At 45.2% G+C, this 21,509-nt stretch carries 15 protein-coding genes; 9 read left to right on the top strand and 6 right to left on the bottom strand.

Features of this window, described 5'->3' with window-relative positions; all coding sequences use genetic code 11:
* The 3 genes from FN815_RS04125 to FN815_RS04115 all read right to left on the bottom strand — a co-directional run bounded on the left by FN815_RS04125 (nucleotide 1) and on the right by FN815_RS04115 (nucleotide 2,793).
* Nucleotides 1-687: a DUF4956 domain-containing protein gene (locus FN815_RS04125; RefSeq protein WP_142453342.1), complete on the bottom strand. Its 687-nt coding sequence runs from the start codon at nucleotides 685-687 to the stop codon at nucleotides 1-3.
* A 9-nt stretch (nucleotides 688-696) separates the two neighbouring features.
* On the bottom strand, nucleotides 697-1,443 hold the full coding sequence (locus FN815_RS04120; protein WP_142453341.1) for a polyphosphate polymerase domain-containing protein: 747 nt from the start codon (nucleotides 1,441-1,443) through the stop codon (nucleotides 697-699).
* 783 nt (nucleotides 1,444-2,226) lie between these two features.
* On the bottom strand, nucleotides 2,227-2,793 hold the full coding sequence (locus FN815_RS04115; RefSeq protein ID WP_142453340.1) for a thioredoxin family protein: 567 nt from the start codon (nucleotides 2,791-2,793) through the stop codon (nucleotides 2,227-2,229).
* Between the two features lie 232 nt (nucleotides 2,794-3,025).
* Between FN815_RS04115 and FN815_RS04110 the strand changes: the two genes are divergently transcribed.
* Both FN815_RS04110 and uvrA read left to right on the top strand, forming a co-directional pair.
* Nucleotides 3,026-4,828: a M61 family metallopeptidase gene (locus tag FN815_RS04110; RefSeq protein ID WP_142453339.1), complete on the top strand. Its 1,803-nt coding sequence runs from the start codon at nucleotides 3,026-3,028 to the stop codon at nucleotides 4,826-4,828.
* A 458-nt stretch (nucleotides 4,829-5,286) separates the two neighbouring features.
* Nucleotides 5,287-8,124 carry an excinuclease ABC subunit UvrA gene (gene uvrA / locus FN815_RS04105; RefSeq protein WP_142453338.1) on the top strand — a complete coding sequence of 946 codons (2,838 nt, stop codon included), beginning with the start codon at nucleotides 5,287-5,289 and terminating at the stop codon, nucleotides 8,122-8,124.
* A gap of 69 nt (nucleotides 8,125-8,193) precedes the next feature.
* Here uvrA and gdhA read toward each other — a convergent pair whose 3' ends face one another.
* The gene (gdhA, locus tag FN815_RS04100) at nucleotides 8,194-9,537 is read right to left on the bottom strand and encodes an NADP-specific glutamate dehydrogenase (RefSeq protein WP_142453337.1); all 1,344 of its coding nucleotides are present in this window, start codon (nucleotides 9,535-9,537) and stop codon (nucleotides 8,194-8,196) included.
* Between the two features lie 390 nt (nucleotides 9,538-9,927).
* On the opposite strand from gdhA, the gene FN815_RS04095 reads away from it, so the two are divergent.
* The 6 genes from FN815_RS04095 (at nucleotide 9,928) to FN815_RS04070 (ending at nucleotide 16,278) form a co-directional block, all read left to right on the top strand.
* A complete protein-coding gene (locus FN815_RS04095) occupies nucleotides 9,928-10,482 on the top strand; it encodes a hypothetical protein (protein WP_142453336.1) in 555 nt (184 codons plus the stop codon).
* 152 nt (nucleotides 10,483-10,634) lie between these two features.
* Nucleotides 10,635-12,458, top strand: coding sequence for a protein translocase subunit SecD (gene secD, locus FN815_RS04090; RefSeq protein ID WP_142453335.1), 1,824 nt, complete (start codon nucleotides 10,635-10,637; stop codon nucleotides 12,456-12,458).
* Between the two features lie 38 nt (nucleotides 12,459-12,496).
* A complete protein-coding gene (gene secF / locus FN815_RS04085; RefSeq protein WP_142453334.1) occupies nucleotides 12,497-13,411 on the top strand; it encodes a protein translocase subunit SecF in 915 nt (304 codons plus the stop codon).
* A gap of 20 nt (nucleotides 13,412-13,431) precedes the next feature.
* Entirely contained in the window at nucleotides 13,432-13,773 is a 342-nt protein-coding gene (locus tag FN815_RS04080; protein ID WP_142453333.1) for an STAS domain-containing protein, read from the top strand.
* A 73-nt stretch (nucleotides 13,774-13,846) separates the two neighbouring features.
* Nucleotides 13,847-15,121: an adenylosuccinate synthase gene (locus tag FN815_RS04075; protein ID WP_142453332.1), complete on the top strand. Its 1,275-nt coding sequence runs from the start codon at nucleotides 13,847-13,849 to the stop codon at nucleotides 15,119-15,121.
* Nucleotides 15,122-15,534: 413 nt separating this feature from the next.
* Nucleotides 15,535-16,278, top strand: a complete 744-nt coding sequence (locus FN815_RS04070; RefSeq protein WP_142453331.1) for a ZIP family metal transporter — start codon at nucleotides 15,535-15,537, stop codon at nucleotides 16,276-16,278.
* Nucleotides 16,279-16,337: 59 nt separating this feature from the next.
* Here the strand turns inward: FN815_RS04070 and FN815_RS19310 are convergent, their stop codons facing one another.
* Nucleotides 16,338-16,733, bottom strand: a complete 396-nt coding sequence (locus FN815_RS19310) for an RDD family protein (protein WP_425461070.1) — start codon at nucleotides 16,731-16,733, stop codon at nucleotides 16,338-16,340.
* An 897-nt stretch (nucleotides 16,734-17,630) separates the two neighbouring features.
* Nucleotides 17,631-19,250, bottom strand: coding sequence for an arabinan endo-1,5-alpha-L-arabinosidase (locus FN815_RS04060; protein WP_142453329.1), 1,620 nt, complete (start codon nucleotides 19,248-19,250; stop codon nucleotides 17,631-17,633).
* A gap of 378 nt (nucleotides 19,251-19,628) precedes the next feature.
* On the opposite strand from FN815_RS04060, the gene FN815_RS04055 reads away from it, so the two are divergent.
* Nucleotides 19,629-21,269, top strand: a complete 1,641-nt coding sequence (locus tag FN815_RS04055) for an AMP-binding protein (protein ID WP_221930230.1) — start codon at nucleotides 19,629-19,631, stop codon at nucleotides 21,267-21,269.
* Nucleotides 21,270-21,509: the final 240 nt, after the last annotated feature.

The raw sequence follows: 21,509 nt of genomic DNA, 5'->3' as shown, positions 1-21,509 counted from the left end.
TTATACCTCCGATTCATCTTCTGCAACCATGCTGCTCACCTTTGAGACTCCCTGTATCTCCGCAATTTCATTCAATAAATCCTGGGTGCGATCAGGGTTCCTGAGTAACAACCGATATGACAGTTGAGTGGAGGAGCCATCATGGCTGGTATTTTGAGATGCCAAATGGGTTTTAAAGGCATGCCGGTCTAAAAACTGTTCAAGAGCCTCCAAAGAACTTAAGGGCCGGCTCCAGTTCAGGTTGAGGATCAAATCATACCGCTGGCGTGCGCCAAAGTTAGTAAACCAGATATAGATAAGAACCGACCCGGCAACGAGGGTGCCGATTAGGGCTGTAGTAAATTTCTGGGTACCACAAGCCATCCCGATTACAATCAGCGATAATATGTACACCGTATCAAGGGTATCCCTCAGAATATTCCGAAAACGGACAATAGCAAACACCGCCAACAAACTAAATGCCGTCACAATGTTGTTGTCCAAAATCATCATAACCAATGCCACTGTGATTGGCATAATGATAAGAGAGCTCACAAAAGTACGCGAATAAGACAGCCCTGTATGCGTGTACATATATATCCAGGCCAGTAACTGCCCGCATAAAAAAGCCAGCAACAATGCAATTAAAAGAGTGGGAATATCGGTTGGTAACGGAGCCGTATCTCCGAATTTCATTAATTGTTCCATAAAGTACGGTCAGGCAATTTTCTTCTTTCTTTTAAGGACATTTACTCCGTCAACATATTTGGCTGCTGATTCCAGCCGGAGATGAAAAAGCTGGGTCAACTCATTCATCCAGTGTGGGTATCGGTTGGTAAACTTCAATTCTAAAATCACAGTTTTCCCAAATACATTTACCGGGTTGTCCTGCTCAGCACGGAGACTCAGCGAATTGGTGTAACTGGCAGTAACATCCCGGTCAAAAGTGATACGAACCGCGTTGGATTCTTCCAGTTCATACGCTTCCCGGAGATAGGCTACGTGAATCTGTGGGCGGGCATTTATTTCACGAATCATCCGGCAAATTTGCTGAAGCGATCTAAGCTGTTCTTCTGTTTGATTAACCAGATGATCCATAGTAGGCAAAGGTCCGTATATTATTTCTTCCAGCTTTTTGACCGGCACCTTTGCACGGGCTTTAGTAATTACCCGGTCGTATCTGCGCTTCATTTCCAAGTAGACGGATTCCTGATCTTCCCCGCCATAATGCCGAATACGTATTTTAAAGCGGTTTCTGTTCCCGTTAATCGTATCCTGATATGTCTTAAGATTAGAGGAATCAAGGTACAGACTATGCACACTGTAGGAATTTTGGGGCTGGGTTATGCCATACTCATCAGCATCCAGGTAATTCTTTATGAAATGTCGAACATTCTGAGCTTTTTGCTCATTGATAAGGTATTTGAGTTCAAACCGTTGCTCCTGCACTTTGTCAAAACTCATTGGAATTATGCTCTCCTATTGTTCTAAAGAAACCTGTAAGATTTTTTCCTTTATGCATTGGAAACATTGTGTTAACAATTTGATAATATACATTGCAAAAAAAAGGACACCAAATGTATTTGCATTAAATTCAACTTATTAGCCTAAAACATCTATCTCTTATCTTATTAAAAAAAGGCCGCAATGGGATCAACATTGCGGCCTTCGATTTATGAGTGGATAGATAGATGATTATCCGATCAGCATAATTTCAAATCTGATTCTATAGCAGAGAAATCTCTGGTATTTCAAAAAATGCATCGGTTACAAAGAGACTGGAATACCCGCATAGACTTTTTATCGCTTATTATCCCAACTCCCAAAATTTCTTTGTGTCGAAATTGTGATTAACTCCAACTAATCAATCAATGAGATTTTACTTTTTTGAGCAAACTTTTGCCCTAATACAATCATTAATTGACCAACAACTATTATTAATGTAATAAACCGAGATCATCTTCACAAAGGTTTAAACACTTCTTTAATTACCTGCTAAATAATGATTTATATTGTTTTTATCAATACCTCACAAAAACTTGAGGTTGAATACTTTCGACATTACGCGCATGATTAGCCCAACATAATTATAATTATTGCTCACTTATATGATATAATTTGCTCATTGAAATACAAGAAATAGGTCTCTTTCGTCTGTAATGCTTTTAATTGAATATAAAATGAAGACCTGAAATCAGGCAGAATAAGAGCAGCCTAAATCATACACGCAGCAATAGAAAGCAGGTTTTAGTTCTCTGCAAACTCATCAAAGCTTTGGTCTTGATAAGCGTCGGTTCCTACATAGGTGAGCATCTGCACATATATGTCCGTAGGAATAAACCCGGGCTGACCTGCAATGATTTCTCCTTCCGAATCAATAAAAATAAAGGTAGGTGTTCCGGTAACCCTCATGGCACGGCTGAATTCAGCTTGTGTCATCTCTTCTCCCCGAAAAGTCAGCGTGTCCTGCGATTCAATATCTACCAACACGGGATAAAAATATTGCTCGGTCACTTCTTCCACTTCTTGTTGTGGAAAAACTTCTTTCCTCACTCGCTGGCAATAGGTGCACCATACAGCCTCTGCATATACCAGTACTTTCTTATCATTTTCTGCCGCCAGGCGCTGAGCTTCTTCAAGTGAATACCAGTCAAAGGGAATGTTAGATTGTCCAGCCTGACTTTCAGATTCCTCATTAGCTTGGGTTTCCGATGATTCTTCAGATTGCTGTGCGCAGCTTACCGAAGTCGCAAATAGTAAGAGAAACAGAATGTGGGCAATACGCTTGGTAGCAGATGACAAGTAAGTATACATGGAATGATATTGAATGGATGACTGCAACGGGGTTGAAATAACTAAGGGTTCAAAGATAGAAAAATGCGGAATCAATACTTGGAATTGTTATAACAACTGATAGTGAATAGGCCCTGATTCCGGTAAAAGTTTGCAACGGCTGGCCTCCTGTCAAATTGCATTCATTGCATTCCAGACGCAAGCTCCTCATATTCCTGCTCGCTAAATTTATTCTCTTATTCACTTGTGTGCTATGAAAAAAACCTTGATGCTTCCCATTGCCATTTTACTGCTTACCCTTACAAGCAGGGCCCAAACCCTTACCAAGTATCATATTTCTTTTGAAAATGCCGTTCACCACGAGGCTGAAATCAGCGTCACTTATACCAACCTGGAAAACAAAGTACTGGAAGTGCGCATGAGCCGAACATCTCCCGGTCGCTACGCCCTGCATGAATTTGCTAAAAATGTGTACGGGGTAAAAGCTACCGACAGTGAGGGCAATCCTCTCGAAATTACCCGTCCCAATCCGCACCAGTGGAACATCAGCGGACACGATGGCACCGTAAAATTTGAATATACCTTGTTTGCCAATCGAGGCGACGGCACCTATTCGCAGGTAGATGAAACTCACGCCCACTTAAACATGCCGGCTACTTTTGCTTGGGCTCGAAACTATGGCCACCGTCCGATTGAGATTACTTTTGATGTGCGGGAAGACCTCGACTGGAAAATTGCCACCCAGCTTAAACACCTGCAAGAAACGACCTACTACGCCCCTGATTTATATTACTTTTTAGACAGCCCTGTGGAAATCGCGGATTTTCATTTACGGGATGAATTGGTAGAAGGCCAGCTCATTAAAATGGCGTTGCACACCCCCGCTACTGATGCCGAAGTAGATAAATACTTTAGTAAAGTGATGGCCATCGTTCACGAGCAAATTGAAGTTTTCGGAGAACTGCCCGAGCTGGACTATGGCGAATATATCTTCCTGAACTGCTTTATGCCCAACGCTAGCGGAGATGGGATGGAACACCGAAACTCTACTATTGTCACCAACTCCAAGCCGTTGAATGAACCGCTTGAGGAGACAAGTATTAGCACTATCTCACACGAATTTGTACATACCTGGAATGTGGAGCGCATTCGTCCTGCCAGCCTGGAACCTTTCAATTTTGAGGAAGCCAACATGAGTGGTGAGCTCTGGTTTGCAGAGGGCTTCACCAGTTACTACACCGGGTTAATTCTGGCCCGCGCAGGTATCCGTACTGAACAAGAGTATATTGAAGGCTTGGCCGGAAGCCTGAATTACGTATTCAATCATCCCGGACGTGCTTACTTTAATCCCGTTGAGATGAGTTACCAGGCTCCCTTTGTGGATGCCGCCCGCTCCGTAGATCCCGTTAACCGGGATAACACCTTCATCTCTTACTACAGCTATGGCAGCGTGCTGGGGCTTGCACTGGATCTTTCCCTACGCCAGCTGGATGGCGACAAAAACCTGGATGACTTCATGAAATTAATGTGGCAGGCCTTCGGAGAGCCAGAGGTTCCTTATACCAATCGGGACATAGAATCTACCCTGGCCTATTACGCCGGAAAAGAGTTTGCCACCGGTTTTTTCAACAAATACATCTACGACAGCCAGATGCCGGATTATAAGTCTCTGTTTGCCAGTGTGGGCGTTGACTTTGGATTGGAAAATCCCGGCAAAGCCAGCCTTGGGACTGATATTGATATCGAAAACGGCATTGGTAAACTGGATGGAAATGCCCGTCAAGGCTCTCCACTCTACTTGGCAGGCATTGAGTCTGAAGACGAAATTCTGTCCATCGCTGGCACTTCACTGAATTCTGTAAGTGATGTAGATGAAATTTTATCTGATTATGCCCCGGGTGATGAAATCCAAATTACGTTTAGTCGCTGGGGTGATCAGCATACGGCAGAAGTGACTTTAGCTGAAGACCCGGCTTATAAAACCACTCTCAACCCGGATGCGAGTGAAGCCGCTATACAACTTCGGGCTGAATGGTTGCAGGGGAATATCGAATAAGGAACATTCAACACTGAACATTGAATTTCGGAGTTTCCAGGATTACATCCCTTAGCTGTGTCCACTTTCGTACCTGTATGCAGTTATAGTGAGTCTTTAGGACGCCAATGAGTTGTACCCACCATCGTACACCCTCCGCCGGTTTTGGCAAGCCAAAACCAAGGCACCTTCCTCAAGGAAGGACTTTTACCGGTTGGTATTATGCTTCACACCCTTAATTAAAGCATCGTAGCTATCATTTAGTCCCGAGAAGTCTCTCCTTGAGGAGAGATCAATCAAAACAGTTGTTCCTGTTTTGATTGTGAGAGGTGTTGGAAAATACTACCCCGTTGCCAAAACCACTCCCACTACCATATCACCATATTACCCCACCACCATATCACCCAAAAAGGAATGAAGCTTTTCCCAATGCTGTTTTGTATTTTTCGAAGTTCTGAAATCCAAAAACCCCCATTCCTTTGCAGCACAACATTGTAGTACGCGGCGCCCGCGAACACAACCTCAAAAATATTGACATCGACATTCCCCGCGAGCAACTCGTGGTTATCACCGGACTTTCCGGTTCAGGAAAATCATCGCTGGCTTTTGATACCATTTATGCGGAAGGCCAGCGACGGTTCCTGGAATCGCTCTCCGCCTATGCCCGGCAGTTTTTGGGGATGATGGAACGCCCTGCCGTTGATTTTATAGACGGCCTGTCGCCCGTAATTTCCATTGACCAAAAAACCACCAACCGTAATCCTCGCTCCACGGTGGGTACGGTTACCGAAATTTATGATTTTCTGCGATTGCTGTATGCGCGCATTGGCACGCCTTATTCCTACAAAACCGGGAATAAGATGGAGAAACAGTCGGCCGATCAGGTAGTAGCAAACATTATGGATATGCCCAAAGGCACGAAAGCCTACTGCCTGGCGCCGGTAGTACGTGGCCGCAAGGGACATTACCGCGAGCTATTCGAACAAACCATCAAGCAGGGATTTGTACAAGCCCGCATTGACGGTGAATTCCGCGATCTGGAAGAGGATATGAAGCTGGATCGCTACAAAACCCACAATATTGAGATTGTGGTAGACCGCTTTGTGATCTCTCAAAAAAGTGAAAAACGTATAGCCGACAGCATTCGCCTGGCCCTGGAAATGGCCGATGGCAACGTAATTTTGGCTATTAAAGATGGTGAGGAAATCAACGACAAGCTGTATTCCCAGAACTTATTTGATCCGGAAAGCGGACTGGCGTACGAAGATCCCGCTCCCAATCTGTTTTCTTTCAACTCGCCCTACGGCTACTGCCCAAAATGCGAGGGACTCGGCTACACCTATGATGTAAGCTGGGATTTACTGGTTCCCAATCCTGAACAAAGTATTGCTGACAGCGGCATCCGATATCTTGGCGCTCCGCGTGATATCTTTGTATTTAAGCAGCTTAAGGCCATTTTGGATAGCTTTGATATGGATTTTGAGACGCCTATCAAAGATTATCCCGAAGAGCTTCGAGAAGTGCTCATGAATGGCAGCGGGGAGAAAAAATACTCCGTAAGCTACGACTTCAAAGACAATTCCGTAACCTACAAACATAAGTTTGAAGGGCTGCGGAATACCATCATCGATCAATATCACAACAGCAAATCCAACAAGCAGCGGGATAAGGCTAAGGCTTTTATGGACCGCATTACTTGCCCCAAGTGTGATGGCGGGCGGTTGAATCAGGAAGCTCTCTCCTACAAAATTGACGGATATACCATCCACGATTTGGTGGCGAAAGATATCAAACAGCTACGCGATACGCTGTACGGCATCAATCTGACCGAGCGGCAGCAGACGATTGGTAACCAGGTGCTGAAGGAAATTCGCGACCGGCTGGACTTTTTGTTAAACGTAGGGCTGAATTATCTATCTCTTGATCGCGAAGCACAAACCCTAAGTGGAGGTGAAGCGCAACGTATTCGTCTGGCTACCCAAATCGGTACACAGCTGGTTGGCGTGTTGTATATTTTGGATGAACCCAGCATCGGGCTGCACCAGCGCGATAACATCAAGCTCATCAATTCGCTGGAAACTCTGCGTGATCTTGGTAATTCCGTATTGGTGGTTGAACATGACCGGGAAACCATCGAACACGCTGACTTTGTGGTAGATTTAGGTCCGGGCGCGGGAGTGAACGGTGGACACATTGTAACCTCCGGCAAACCCGATGAACTTGATCCTGACTCTGACACGGCCAAATTTCTGAAAGATGAAGAAGTCATTGAAATCCCCGAATCGCGCCGGGAGGGTAACGACAAATCTATCCAGATAAAAAACGCTCGCGGACACAACCTCCAGAATCAAAACCTGGACGTTCCACTGGGTAAATTTATTTGCGTAACTGGCGTGAGCGGCAGCGGTAAGAGCTCGCTCATCAACCAAACGCTGGTGCCTATTCTTTCCAATTACTTTTACAAATCCAAAACGGTGCCCCTGCCCTATGATACGGTGGAAGGAATTGACAATGTGGACAAGATTATTTCCATTGATCAGTCTCCGATTGGACGAACTCCCCGCTCCAACCCCGGTACCTATACCAAAGTATTTGATCACATCCGCCGGTTGTTTGCGGAACTGCCCGAATCCAAAATTCGCGGCTACGATCAGGGACGTTTTTCTTTTAATGTGAAAGGCGGCCGCTGTGAAGAATGTAATGGCGATGGCGTTCGCAAAATTGAGATGAACTTTCTACCGGATGTGTACGTGACCTGTGAAACCTGCAACGGCAAGCGCTACAACCGGGAAACGCTGGAAATTTATTACAAAGGCAAAAACATCTCTGATGTACTACAGATGCCCATCCGCGAAGCCGCCGAATTCTTTGATGCACAGCCGGCCATAAGCCGGATTTTGGGCACTTTAACAGATGTCGGGCTTGGATACCTCACGCTTGGCCAAGCTTCCACTACCCTTTCTGGCGGGGAGGCACAACGCATCAAACTGGCCAGGGAGCTTTCAAAAGTGGGCACCGGCGACACACTGTACGTGATGGATGAACCTACTACCGGGCTCCATTTCCAGGATGTACGTATGCTGGTGGATGTAATTCAGCGCCTGGTGGAGAAAGGTAATACCGTGATTGTGATTGAACACAATCTCGACCTCATCAAAGCAGCAGACTGGATTATTGACTTGGGGCCTGAAGGCGGACGTGGCGGTGGAGAGATCATTGCCCAAGGCACACCGGAAGAAGTGGCAAATGCAGAACATTCGCACACCGGAAAATTCCTCAAAGAAGAATTTGATCGGCTAAAGAAAGTAACGGCATAACCTCTTTAATGGAATCACTTCATGCCTTTCTTCTATTGTACCAATGATATGGAATGGTGTGTGTCGATTCTATAGCGGACCGAAAGCATGCATGGAGTCCGCCACTTTTTTAAAGCCGGCTATATTCGCCCCTTTCACATAATCTGTTGCCTCACCATCCTTCTTCCCATGCTCGTAACACCGGTCATGGATATTACTCATTATATCCTGAAGACGATCATTAACCTCTCCGGCCGACCAGTTTATCCGAATGTTATTTTGGGCAATCTCCAGTCCGGATACTGCTACTCCGCCCGCATTTGAAGCTTTTCCGGGCGCGTACAAGATCTCTGAATTTCTAAATAGTTCTGATGCCTCATTAGTGCAGGGCATATTTGCTCCTTCAGCAACTAAAGAAATGCCGTTATCTATTAAGCTTTCGGCATCACTTTTTCCAATTTCATTCTCCGTGGCACAAGGCAGGGCAATATCTGCTTCAACTCCCCAAGGCTTTTCTCCTTCCAGGTATTCACAGTTAAACTCATCGGCGTATTCTGAAATTCTGCCTCTGCGCACTTCTTTCAAGTCTTTGATGTAGGCCAGCTTGTCTTCATCAATGCCGTCCTTATCAATCACTGTTCCGTCAGAGTCTGACATACTGATTACCTTCGCGCCTTGTTCCAACGCTTTTTCGCAGGCGTAAATGGCCACATTCCCGCTACCGGAAATCAGGATTTCTTTATCCTCCAGACCATCATCTGCCTTTTGCAGCATCTGATCCACAAAATATATGAGCCCGTAACCCGTAGCTTCCGTACGGATCAGGCTTCCCCCAAAGCTGATACCTTTGCCAGTAAGAGTACCAGTAAACCGGTTGGTCACTTTTTTATACTGGCCAAACAGGTATCCGATTTCACGCACTCCAACTCCGATATCCCCGGCCGGCACGTCGGTATCTACCCCAATATACCGGTGCAATTCCTGCATAAGGTTGCTGCAGAATCGAAACACTTCCTGATCACTTTTTCCCTTGGGATCAAAATCTGACCCTCCTTTGGCTCCGCCCATCGGCAAGTCAGTGAGTGCATTTTTGAAACACTGCTCAAATCCCAAAAACTTCAATACACTTTCATTTACAGAGGGATGAAAGCGCATGCCTCCCTTATAAGGCCCGGTTGAATTATTAAATTGCACTCTCCAGGCCCTGTTTACCTGAACATTCCCTTCGTCATCCTCCCAGGTTACCCGAAAGCGGATGATCCGGTCAGGCTCTGCCAGACGTTCCAGGATGGAAGAAGCCTGATATTTATTTCCATCCGAGTTGTTGATGAAAGGAATCACATCACTATACACCTCGCTCACTGCCTGTATAAATTCTTTTTGATGAGGATTCCTTTTTTCAATAGTCTTTAGAAGCTGATCTTTATCGTACATAAATGATTTCTTTGTTATTTAAGTACTTAGATAACCAGCTCTAATCCGTAATCATTCTTACAAACATATCTGATCGTCATTCAAGCCAAATGGATCATTTTGAACCGACGTTACCATCATTATTCTCACTCGTTTCTCAGGGTTCACTTTAATAAAGTTGCCATAACCAGCACATTCACGTGAATGGTTGCTCCCTTTTCTTTGAAAATGGGATATGCCGCTTTGAGTACCTCTCAAGTAATTTCTTTTTCATATTCTGGATTTCACATGTTCCACTTCCCGATGAGTTCTTCGGCAATATCAGTTCCCGAGATTTCTCAAACTACTGTTATTTATCCATTATAAATTTCGGTTCATAATTGATGCTGAGTTCGTTATCTTCTATGTCTGATGAAATTTTTCAGAACACATATCACCCGAATTTATAGTGTCTGCACTTTGCTGCTGGGCTTGCTATTCTGTTTCATCAAGCCTATTGGGGATGATACCAGCCAGGACGCCTTTGCCTTTTGGTTGCAATCAAACCTGAAAACAAACAGCAACAGTGACGTAGCTGACCAGATTCGCGGATTATCCAAATCCGAAAGCGAACTGGAATCGGTGATTCGTGAAGCCTCATCGCTGGTTAAAGCTCATGCTGAAGATTTTGAGCTTCCGGTTGATGCGCAATCAAAAGATGAAGGCGAAGTATTTCGTGTGCTGCTTAAAGAATGGAATGCCTATCAGCATTCTTCTTCTGGCATGGGGAAAGCCGTCATTATAAAACAAGCTCAGCCACACTCGGTTTTACCGGTTGACGGGCTGACTTTTCAGGCTAAATCCCTTACTGCTGATCAGCAGCTTGCTTTTGCACTTTCTGGAAATATCGTCGAACAAACCGCCATAGTCGCGATTGATTATCACATTTCTCCTCTTTCAGGTGGTACGGCTATCGGTGCCCCATAGAATTTTCTCTTTTCTTTTTATCTCAACACTTTTCAATTTTTTTGATGCAAAAGTGCTGACATGATGAAGCATGCAGCAGCTATTAGCTGATGCGCTTTATTCTTTTTCTTTTTTATCCCTAATCAATTTTCAAACTACTAAAATCAACTATTATGCAAGGAAACGGATTTAAAATTGGTTCTATAGTGGCTTTCCTGGCCCTGACCATTTATTACCTACTCCCTACCATTCAATGGACCCTGGAGCAAAATTATATTGACGACCTCAGCCCTTCGGAAGCAGCCGAGTACCGGGAAGAAAACGGTGAAGACCTTGAAGAACTTCGAGCCAACACCCTCTCTCTTGGTCTTGACCTTCAGGGCGGTATGCACGTAACGCTGGAAGTGGGTGTACCTCAACTGGTGCAAGAACTGGCTGGCGAGAATGCCGATCAGCTGCTCACTGATGTGATTCAAACCGCACGTGATCAGTCCATCGAAACCGGCGAAGATTTCATCGATCTGATGGTTGCTGAATTTGAAAGCCGCGATCCCGATGCCCGTCTCAGCCGTTATTACCGTAACGATGCCATGGACATCACCCGCCGTTCTACCAACGAGGAGATTGCCACTTACCTGAAAAACCAGCGGGAATCTGCCCTCGAACGAGCTATCGAAATTATCCGTACACGTGTTGACCGTTACGGTGTAACCGAGCCTTCTATCGTAAAACAGGGGCAAAGCCGTATTGTGGTTGAGCTGCCTGGCGTAGAAGACAAAGAGCGTGTGCGTAACCTGCTGAAAGGTACGGCCCGCCTGGAATTCCGTCTGGCTGCCGACGCCAATGAATTCAGCTCTTTTGTAGATCAGCTGTATACCTATTATGATACCTATCAGGATGCGGATGCAGACTCAGCCCAAACCGATTCTGCCGCTCAGTCTCAATTCAACCCGCTTGAAGAAGTACTGGTACCTGCGCAAAGTCCTTACCTGGTTGGTTATGCCACACCCGAAGATACTGCCCGAGTGATGGATCTGCTTAGAACGCAAGATATTCAGCGCATGATGCCCCGCAACACAACGGTGATGTGGAGTGCCAACCCGCTGCCTGGCCAAAGCGGACAGGATCTATACCAGCTTATTGGGGTTCGAACCCAAATCGAATTGACCGGTGAAGTTATTGAAGCCGCCAGTGTTCAGTTTGATCCTGCCACCAACGTACCGGAAGTATCCATGAGCATGAACAGTGAAGGCGCTCGCAAATGGGGCCGTATCACCGGCGCCAACATAGGCAAGCCGGTTGCCATCGTGCTCGACGGATATGTATTCTCTTATCCAAATGTACAAACCAAAATCTCAAACGGCCGTTCTTCCATCACCGGACTTGATGGCGTACAGGAAGCAGAGGATTTGGTTAACATCCTGCTTTCAGGTGCCCTGCCCGCTCCTCTTGAGATTCTTGAAGAGCGTACTGTAGGTGCTACCCTGGGTGCTGAATCGATCAGTGCCGGACTTAACTCCGTATTGGTTGGCCTGGGTATCGTAGCCATCTTCATGATTGTGTATTACCGCACAGGTGGAGGTATCGCTGACCTTGCGCTATTGCTCAACATCATTTTTATTCTGGGGATTTTAGCGGCTTTCAAAGCCACGCTGACCCTGCCAGGTATTGCCGGTATTGTATTAACCATCGGTATGGCGGTAGATGCAAACGTGCTGATCTTTGACCGAATCAGGGAAGAACAGCGAACTGGAAAAACCATGAAAGCTTCTATTGAAGCTGGTTATTCCAACGCCATGAGTGCGATTATTGACGCCAACGTAACCACTTTCTTTGTTGCCATCATCCTGTTCAGTTTTGGAGTTGGCCCGATCAAAGGTTTTGCGGTTACACTGATGGCCGGTATTGTAGCATCGCTGTTTAGCGCTATCGTAATCACCCGTGTAATTGTTGATTACCTGAGCCAGAACAAGCCCTCAACCGTAACATTCGGTTAATCCCCAAAGAATTTTAAAACGACAAAAGGACACTTATTATGAGATGGTTTGAAACACCAAGTTTTAATTTTACCGGAACCCGAAAGATGGCTTACATCATTTCGGCTGTTCTATTCCTGGCTTCACTCGGAGCCATTTTAACCAAAGGCCTGCAATACGGCATTGACTTCCGTGGAGGAAAGGAATTTGTACTTCAGTTTGACAGCGAAGTAAGCGTAGTTGATTTGCGCGAAAACCTGTCTAATCCACTTGGAGCCACCCCCGAAGTAAAACTCTTTGGGCAGGAAGGCAACGAAGTACTGATCCGTACCGACAATGAAAGCGAAATCAATGTAGTGCAGGATATCATTACCTCAACGGTACAGGAGGTGTACCCGGATAATCCCGCAACCGTAATTAAAACGGATGTGGTAGGTCCCCGTTTTGCGGAAGACCTCAAGTGGGGAGCCTTGCAGGCTATCATTTATGCCATTGTCATTATCTTCATCTATATCCTTATTCGCTTCCGCAACTGGACCTTCTCGGCCGGCGCGGTGGCAGCCCTGGTACATGATGTGGTGATTGTATTGGGGATATTTACCATTCTGGCAGATCTGGTACCTTTCAGCCTGCAAATCGATCAATCCATTATTGCGGCTTTCCTCACCATTGTGGGTTACTCGCTTAACGATACCGTGGTAGTATTTGACCGTATCCGTGAAAACTCAATCGTGCACAAAGGCATGGACTATATGCCCATGGTTAACAAAAGTCTTAACGACACTTTGAGCCGTACCGTTATTACTTCTATTACCACCTTGTTTGTGGTGTTGGTACTATTTATTTTCGGCGGAGAAGTGTTAAAGGGCTTTTCTTTTGCACTGTTAATCGGTATCGTCTTAGGAACTTACAGTTCGCTGTTTGTAGCCAGCGCCCTGGTAGTTGAGCTGGAAGAGCGTACCCAAAAATCTTAATTCAAAATACATAAAAAACTATGAGTTTTAATACGTCCGAACGTTACAACAGCGTAGTTATCGAATTTAAAGGTAACGTGATGGGAGGCCCTGATGCGGTCAGCCTGAATGAAAAATTACATGAACTGATCGATGCCGGTAAAACAAATATTGTTGTAGACCTTGGTAAAGTTAAGTTTATGAACTCATCAGGTCTTGGCATGCTAATTGGCGGCCTTACCACGATGCGTAAAGCAGGAGGAGACCTCCGTATTGCCAATGCTACCGACAAAATTGAGAGCCTTCTGGTTGTTACAAAACTCATTACGGTTTTCAAGCATTACAAATCGGTAAAAGAAGCTGCCGAATCTTATCAGGATTGATATCCGATAAATTATTAACAGAATCAAAGAGGGGTGTTTTGCACCCCTTTTTTATTGAATTGTTTAGAATATTATGAGTACACGTGTTGTTATAGGAGCCCAATGGGGGGATGAAGGAAAAGGAAAAATTGTAGATCTGCTTAGTGATAAAGCAGACTACGTAGTGCGCTTTCAGGGCGGGGCCAATGCCGGCCATACCCTGAAGTTTGACGACAAGAAGTTTGTCCTGCACCTCATTCCATCCGGAATTTTTAACGGAGATGCTGATTGTGTGATCGGCAACGGAGTGGTCATTGATCCGCTTGCGCTGGTTAAAGAAATCAAGGACGTACAGGACATGGGTTTTAGCCTGGATGGCCGATTCTTCATCAGCCAGACCGCTCACGTCATTCTGCCCTACCACCGCCTGCTGGATCAGCTTAAAGAAAAACGCCGGGGCGGCGATGCCATTGGCACTACCGGCCGCGGTATCGGACCGGCTTATGTGAGTAAGGTATCACGTGTGGGTATCCGTATGGTGGATTTGCTGGATCGTGACATTCTCCGCCAAAAGATAGACCAGAATCTTAAGGACATTAACTTTGCCCTGGAAAACCTTTACGAAGAGCCCATCCTTAAAACAGAAGAGCTCATGGATGAACTTGAAAGTGCCATCCAAACGCTGGAGCCTTTTATTTGCAACACCACAAACTTGTTGCACGAAGGTCTAAAAAATAAGAAGTCCGTATTGCTTGAAGGTGCACAGGGGACTTTGCTTGACGTTGACCATGGCACCTATCCCTACGTAACATCTTCTTCCCCCACTGCCGGTGGTGCTTGCACAGGCTCAGGCATTCCCCCCACGGCACTGAATAAAGTGATGGGTATTACCAAAGCATATTGTACACGGGTTGGTAACGGACCTTTCCCTACCGAACTACATGAAGAAACCGGTGAAAAACTTCGGGAAAAAGGTGCTGAGTTTGGCGCTACTACCGGACGTCCACGCCGCTGCGGCTGGTTAGATCTCGTGGCCCTGAAGTATGTAGTACAGCTAAACGGGATGAATGAACTCACGCTCACCAAAATGGATGTGATGGACGGCTTTGACGAAATCAAGGTTTGTACCGGTTATAAAATCAACGGCGAAGAAACCGATGTTTTCCCACTTTCGCTGGATGATGTAGAAGCGGCCGAACCGGTTTATACGGCGCTTCCCGGCTGGAAAAATTCCATCCGTGGTGTTACCGACTGGAACAAGCTTCCATCTACTGCCCAATCATATATTCGTTTTATTGAGGAATACCTTGGGGTGAAATTTACTATCATCTCCACCGGTCCCAAGCGCAGCGAAACAATTGTGCTGTAAGCTACATAAGCAGTTCAAATAAATTTTAAGCCCTGATAAGTGTTCTCGCTTTTCAGGGCTTTTTTTATTTTGAAAATATTAGTGTCCTGAACATTAAAAAACCGGTTAAGTATTGGCAATCTACAAGCCCTAATCTTTGACCTCACCAAACCTCTCCTTCACAAGGAGAGGCTTTTACGAACCGCGCAAATGTTTAGAAACCTTGATTGTACTTATTACCAGTTAAAAAAGTGTTCCGTCTTAAAAGAGTAGACAGTATCAATAAGGTTTAGGATAATATTGTTTTGGAATCTGTAATCTGTAATCATACTCTGCATATTTTGACTGCTTTTAAATTACCATCTCCCGCGCAAGCAGTTAGGGAATTCCAAGGCCTCTTTCTATTTTAAGCCCTCAATTTCATCACTGCAGATATGCTGGAAGTACCCCTTATCAAAGTTTTTCTTTATGCGCTGCTCACCGCCGTAACTACCGGACTGGGAGCCGTACCCTTTTTCTTTATTAAGGATATCTCCCCTTCCCTGCTGGGCAAATCCAATGCGGTTGCATCCGGGTTGATGCTCGCTGCCAGTTTTAGTTTGATCATGGAAGGCTACAACGTGAGTGAATGGATGACATTGGGAGGCATGGTTGCAGGCCTCATCTTGGTAGCCGTTGCCAACCGATGGATGGATAACAGTCACTCGGTGGAAGTAGGTGATTTAATAGGCGGAAAGCGCAAACAAATGCTTTTGTTCTTGGGGATCATGACCGTGCATTCCTTTGCAGAAGGAGTAAGTGTGGGCGTCTCTTTTGCCAGTACCATGGAATTCGGTGTTTTTATCGCCATTGCCATTGCCGTGCATAATATTCCTGAAGGGCTGGCTATAAGTTTGGTGATGGTACCGCAGGGCACTTCAGCTTTGAAAGCCGTCTGGTGGAGCATCTTTTCCAGCCTTCCACAACCTTTGATGGCCATCCCGGCTTTCCTGTTTGTAGAAACTTTTCAGCAGTATCTGCCTTTTGGATTGGGCCTGGCCGCCGGAGCTATGATCTGGATGGTATTTGCCGACCTCATCCCCGAAGCTCTTGAAGAATGCGATGCTAAAAAAGTAGGCCTTTGGGTAACGCTCGCTATTTTGGCAATGAATGCTTTTCAGCTTCTCATCAGCCATTAGGTAGTTTAGTGATATGGTAATTGGGTGATATGTTGATAAGGTGATAAGTAGCTCAAAATTTACTCCTCTGTCTCAAGCACCCTGCTTCTCAGTCCTTCAGTCTTCTTTCGCTTCTTTTCACGAAGATCTACCACCACTGTTGACGCGATCTTATCATGAATACCCTGTCGGTTTGGATCCCAATATACTTGGAAAAAACCAAGCAGTCCGGTTGCCAGGCCTGCTGCATATCCCCCGAAACGTTCAAATGAATACCAAAGTCCTATGGGTTCATTATTCAATCGGACGACCTTAAGACCCAACAATTTCTTTCCTATAGTTCTACCACTGAATAGAGGGAGACAAAGAATAAAATATATACCAATCCATCCAAAGTTCAGCCCGAAATCTGCGGCCAAAGCTCTGGTACTTTGTATAAATGAAGGGTTTTCTACTTTCTCCTCGAGTTCTTCCACACGGTCTTCAAGGTCATCATTTTCACTTTCATATTGCTCTAGCTGATTGCCCAACGTATTCAATTCGGCTTTTGCAATAACCGGAACCAAAGCCTCCCGGATAGAATCTACAGCGGCAGAATCCTGTTGCTGAATGGCTGACGATAAAGCGATAAGGTTTTCTCTGAAAGCTTCCTGATACACCTCATCGTTCTCGAAGTCAGGAATATCAACGGAAACACCGGCACTTCTTTCAATCTCTTTGCCTAATTCCTCCCAGGCTTTCTCTGCTTTTTCTTCATCTGAATAATCAATACTCATAGCCCTTTTCGTGAATGCCGACCAATCTATATCTTCAGCTCCTGGCGTAACCACTTGTGTATTTTCCGCAACTTCTTCGGCTACTTCATTTTTCGTTTCTTCCTTGAAATCATCCTCTGATTTGGTGTAATGAAAGGTAATGGCAAATACCAATACGGATGCCATCGCTGCCCCGCCGAAGCGTACGACATATTTAAACCAGGAATCTCCTTTGTTACGAACTGCCAGCCAAAAAAACAGGATGGAAGTTGAAATAGCCAGAACCCAGGCACCTAAAGCACTTAAAAAGGAAGCAAACAACAGATCAAGCATTAATGCCGCGAACCTTCTTTTGGGCGTTGCAAGAGGCAAGCCCAAGAGGTCTTCATGCACATCAAAAGCAAAAGGTGTTACAATTTGTTTGGGATCTTGTACCACAGGAATAAATTTAAATAGCTCTCGCTCGAATAAACGGCAAAAAGGGCATTTAAACAAGCATTGGATAGTAATCCAGCATGTATATCTGTTAAAAAATGCAGGCTATATTTCAAACTAAAACAGGCTCACGCAATTACTTACATGAGCCTGTTAATAAACATTGGATTTTTTTATCTGAAACTAATTATCCACTTTTTTGCCCCAAACAGAACGGCCTGATGAATTTATGCCTGCATATGTTATAGTTGTTCGCCGTGGCGAAGCTTCCCAGTCCCATGCGCTGTCAACAATCAGCTCGACATCATTAATGGTAAGGGTTTGACTTTCCTCATCGAAAGCCCAGGTTCCGGTAATCTGCCCTTCCACCGTGTTGTCTTCATTAAGGGTAATGTAATAGGAAGTCTGCATAGTTTGATACTGATAGCGAAGGATGATCTCCTCCCACGTACCTACCATATCTTCCTCCGTGATAGTGGTATCAGGCACATCGGCATAACGCTCGGGAGCCACTACCGGCCAGCCATCTTCGGTCCAGTAAATTTCTCGTACTTGCCCCATCATCACCGCATTGGAGGCATTGATGCCATTGATATCACGCGGCAGCCGACCCTGAGAAGAGTAATACCATTTTCCTGATGCCGGATCTTCGAAAACAGAACCATGTGAGATCCCTACCCAGCCATGATGACCATAGAATTTGTATGGATGAGTTAAGATAGGATAGGCCTCTGCACCTGCCGTTACATTGCCGCCGTCAATACCATAATAAGGACCGGTAACATTTCTGGAACGGGCAACACGGGTGTTATATGCTACGGCCAGCTCATCATAAGCCAGGAACAAATAATAGTACCCGGTGTCTTCATTATAAATAATTTCCGGTGCTTCCAATCCCTGCCAGCGGTTTGAATTTACATTTCCTCGGCCGGCTATTCTGACCCCAAAGTCCTCCAGATCATTTAGCTCATCCGGTTTTCCTGTTTCAGGATTAACTTCAACAGCTGCCAGTCCTGAGTGCCAGGAACCATAAATCAGCCAATGTTCGCCTTCCGGAGTTACTACATAGGAAGGATCAATGGCATTGAACTTGAAATAGCCGCTCCAGTCGTTGCCGCCGTTACGGGTATAGGTTTCCCGGCCATCTGCCACCGAATGAATCACCATACCTTTATCCTCCCAGTTATTGGAAGAGAGATCATTGGATTCAGCTAACCCGATAAATGCCCGTTCCGTCCAATATTCGGTGTCATCATTTCCTAAAATCGGATTGGTAACTACCACACTATAATACAATCGATAGGTGTTGCCAACTTTGGTTACGTGCGGTGCCCAGAATCCGTAACGCGGATTATCAATGGGAGGTAATGCCGGATCCATATTCGCACGGATGTTATTCAAAGAATCTTTTACCCAGGCAGGCGCTTCATCAAATACGGCCTCTCTGTATTCCCAGTTCACCAAATCCCGGGAGCGGCGGGATGGATAATGGCCGTGTCCCTGGTGGGCATTACCGTACGAAGCATCCGTTTGATACATGTAAAAATACTCCCCGTCTTTAACCACCGTAGGGTCATGCACATTGGCCAAATTCCATTGCGAACGGCTACTCCAGGAGGCCAAAGGCGTATAATCATCGGCATAAGTAGGCCCATAAAAATCTTCATACAAACCAGTATATGGTTCATCTTCACCTCCATTATCTCCGCCACCGTTGCCATTAGGGCCGGTTCCATTCTCTTTACAGGCAGTGGTTAATCCAACAATTAATGCCAGAATGAATAGCAAATTTAGCTTTCTCATAAATCTCATTTTTAGAATTTTTATCCTTACCAGCAACACCCAATGAATTCATATTGTCATTTAATTCGCGAGTATCACTTCTCCACAACAGAAATTAAATTGCAACTGATTTTACCAGATCGCTCTTTCTTGATGCAGCCGCACGTCTTTCTTTGAGCTTTTACATCTCCAACTCATAATAAATGTACTTGTTACACTTATAATGTGCAAAACAGAGTTTAAACTTACATCATTCAATTACTTTTCCTGCTTTAACCTCCTTAAACCCCTAAATAAAGAGCATAAACTGGTCGGTACTTGTTTAGGATTATAAGTAACTTAACGGCGTTAACCTGATGTAGAATATTCGCTTTTTGTTTAAGAAATTTTGTTTTGACTATGCCTCAGCAGCCTGATTCGTCGCTTCGATTAGACCAAATGTATACCCAAGCTTTCCAAGAGCACTGGGACTTGTCGGTGTTTACTGATTATGGCGGAGGCACTTACACCTTTGGAGAGGTGGCTGAACGCATTGAGTCATTAAAGCAGCTTATGACTGAAGCTGGAATCCAACCCGGAGATAAAGTGGCCCTTTATGCCCGCAACTCTACCAACTGGGCCATTACCTTTTTTGCCATCATGGCGCATGGGGCAGTGATTGTACCTATTCTGCCCGATTTTACGCCCGAAAATGTGCATAACATCCTGGAACATTCCGAATCGGCCATGCTTTTTGCCGAAGACTCCCTTTACTCCAAGCTGGATCACTCCAAGCTCGGAAACATACGCCTCATCATTTCTACCGATGATTTTAGGGTATTGGATGACGCATCGAATGTGGCGAAAAACTTTGATTTTAGCCAAACGGTCTCTGTTCATCGCAACGACTTCAGGTTTCCCAAACGGGATGATGAGGACCTGCTGATTCTTTCATACACCTCTGGTTCTACTGGTTTTTCTAAAGGGGTGATGATTCCGGTACGCAGCATCGAATCGAATATTATTTATGCCCGTGAACACATGCCTCTTAAGGCTGGGGATCGAATCGTATCGTTTCTGCCCATGGCCCACCTGTTTGGACTGGCTTTCGAGATTCTCTTCCCGGTTTCGCTGGGTTGTCATATTACCATTGTAACCAAAGTACCATCCCCGCAAATTCTGCTGAATGCCCTGGGCGAAGTAAAACCTCATCTTATTTTGATGGTGCCTTTGGTAATTGAGAAAGTGTACAAAAAACGTATCGTGCCTTCATTGAAAAAACCGGCCATCAAAACGCTGCTGGCTATACCGGGTATTCGTGGATTGATCTTCAAAAAAACGCGAGATAAGATTGTGGAGAATTTCGGAGGCAACTTTCACGAGGTAGTAATAGGCGGAGCAGCACTGAGTCCGGAGGCAGAATCATTCTTTAGAAAAATAAAATTTCCCTTTACCGTGGGCTATGGAATGACGGAATGTGGCCCCTTGATTAGTTATGCTCCTTCCGATGCCACCAAAAAAGGCTCTTCAGGAAAACTTGTAGACCGGATGGAAGTCCGGATTGATAGTAAAAATCCTTATAAAAAAGTGGGTGAAATTCAGGTTAAGGGCCGCAATGTTATGCTGGGTTATTACAAAAATGTGGAAGCCAATGCCGCTGCTTTTACGGAAGACGGCTGGCTGAAAACCGGAGATTTGGGCATCATTGACAAAGAGGATTTCATTTATATCAAGGGCCGGGATAAAAACATGCTGCTGGGTCCCAGCGGCCAAAACATCTACCCCGAGGCCCTGGAAGCCCGTCTTGCAAACTTCCCATTGGTACAGGAATGCGTGATTGTTCAGCGTGAAAATCGTCTGGTAGGCTTGGTTCATCCCGATATGGAGGCCTTGGGAAATAACAACCTACAAACAGAACAGCTGGAAGAGCTTGCGGAACAAACCAGAAAAGAATTCAACGAGGCCGTAGCATCCTATGAGAAGCTATCCCACATTGAGTTAACCGATGAAGAGTTTGAAAAAACACCCAAGAAAAACATCCGGAGATTTCTGTATGGTTAATTAAACCACCTTGGACTGAACGTGCAGGAGTTTGACTTAGGTCTGAAAGTCCCGCCTTCTCTAGCCTCCCGGTCATCCAGAGGGTACCCCCGATGGATCTTGCATTTTGCGTAGCTTATTCAACTAATTTACTGAACGTTATTTACATTAGCCCAAGCACTTTTGACAATGGCAGGTTGGTAATCATTTTCTGGCTAAGGTTCTTCGGGAGTACCCTCAGAATGACTCCATGACTTTAGC

Origin of the sequence: Gracilimonas mengyeensis (assembly GCF_900182705.1) — a bacterium.
GTDB lineage: Bacteria > Bacteroidota > Rhodothermia > Balneolales > Balneolaceae > Gracilimonas > Gracilimonas mengyeensis.
Note: the sequence above shows the minus strand (reverse complement) of the source record. Positions and strands in the feature narration are given on the sequence as shown.

Coding starts and splice junctions, on each gene's coding strand:
- FN815_RS04080 (WP_142453333.1), top strand. CDS start 13,432: ATGAGTTTTAATACGTCCGAACGTTACAACAGCGTAGTTATCGAATTT.
- FN815_RS04075 (WP_142453332.1), top strand. CDS start 13,847: ATGAGTACACGTGTTGTTATAGGAGCCCAATGGGGGGATGAAGGAAAA.
- FN815_RS04125 (WP_142453342.1), bottom strand. CDS start 687: ATGGAACAATTAATGAAATTCGGAGATACGGCTCCGTTACCAACCGAT.
- FN815_RS04110 (WP_142453339.1), top strand. CDS start 3,026: ATGAAAAAAACCTTGATGCTTCCCATTGCCATTTTACTGCTTACCCTT.
- FN815_RS04060 (WP_142453329.1), bottom strand. CDS start 19,250: ATGAGAAAGCTAAATTTGCTATTCATTCTGGCATTAATTGTTGGATTA.
- FN815_RS04120 (WP_142453341.1), bottom strand. CDS start 1,443: ATGAGTTTTGACAAAGTGCAGGAGCAACGGTTTGAACTCAAATACCTT.
- secD (WP_142453335.1), top strand. CDS start 10,635: ATGCAAGGAAACGGATTTAAAATTGGTTCTATAGTGGCTTTCCTGGCC.
- FN815_RS04070 (WP_142453331.1), top strand. CDS start 15,535: ATGCTGGAAGTACCCCTTATCAAAGTTTTTCTTTATGCGCTGCTCACC.
- FN815_RS04055 (WP_221930230.1), top strand. CDS start 19,629: ATGCCTCAGCAGCCTGATTCGTCGCTTCGATTAGACCAAATGTATACC.
- gdhA (WP_142453337.1), bottom strand. CDS start 9,537: ATGTACGATAAAGATCAGCTTCTAAAGACTATTGAAAAAAGGAATCCT.
- secF (WP_142453334.1), top strand. CDS start 12,497: ATGAGATGGTTTGAAACACCAAGTTTTAATTTTACCGGAACCCGAAAG.
- FN815_RS04095 (WP_142453336.1), top strand. CDS start 9,928: ATGAAATTTTTCAGAACACATATCACCCGAATTTATAGTGTCTGCACT.
- FN815_RS04115 (WP_142453340.1), bottom strand. CDS start 2,793: ATGTATACTTACTTGTCATCTGCTACCAAGCGTATTGCCCACATTCTG.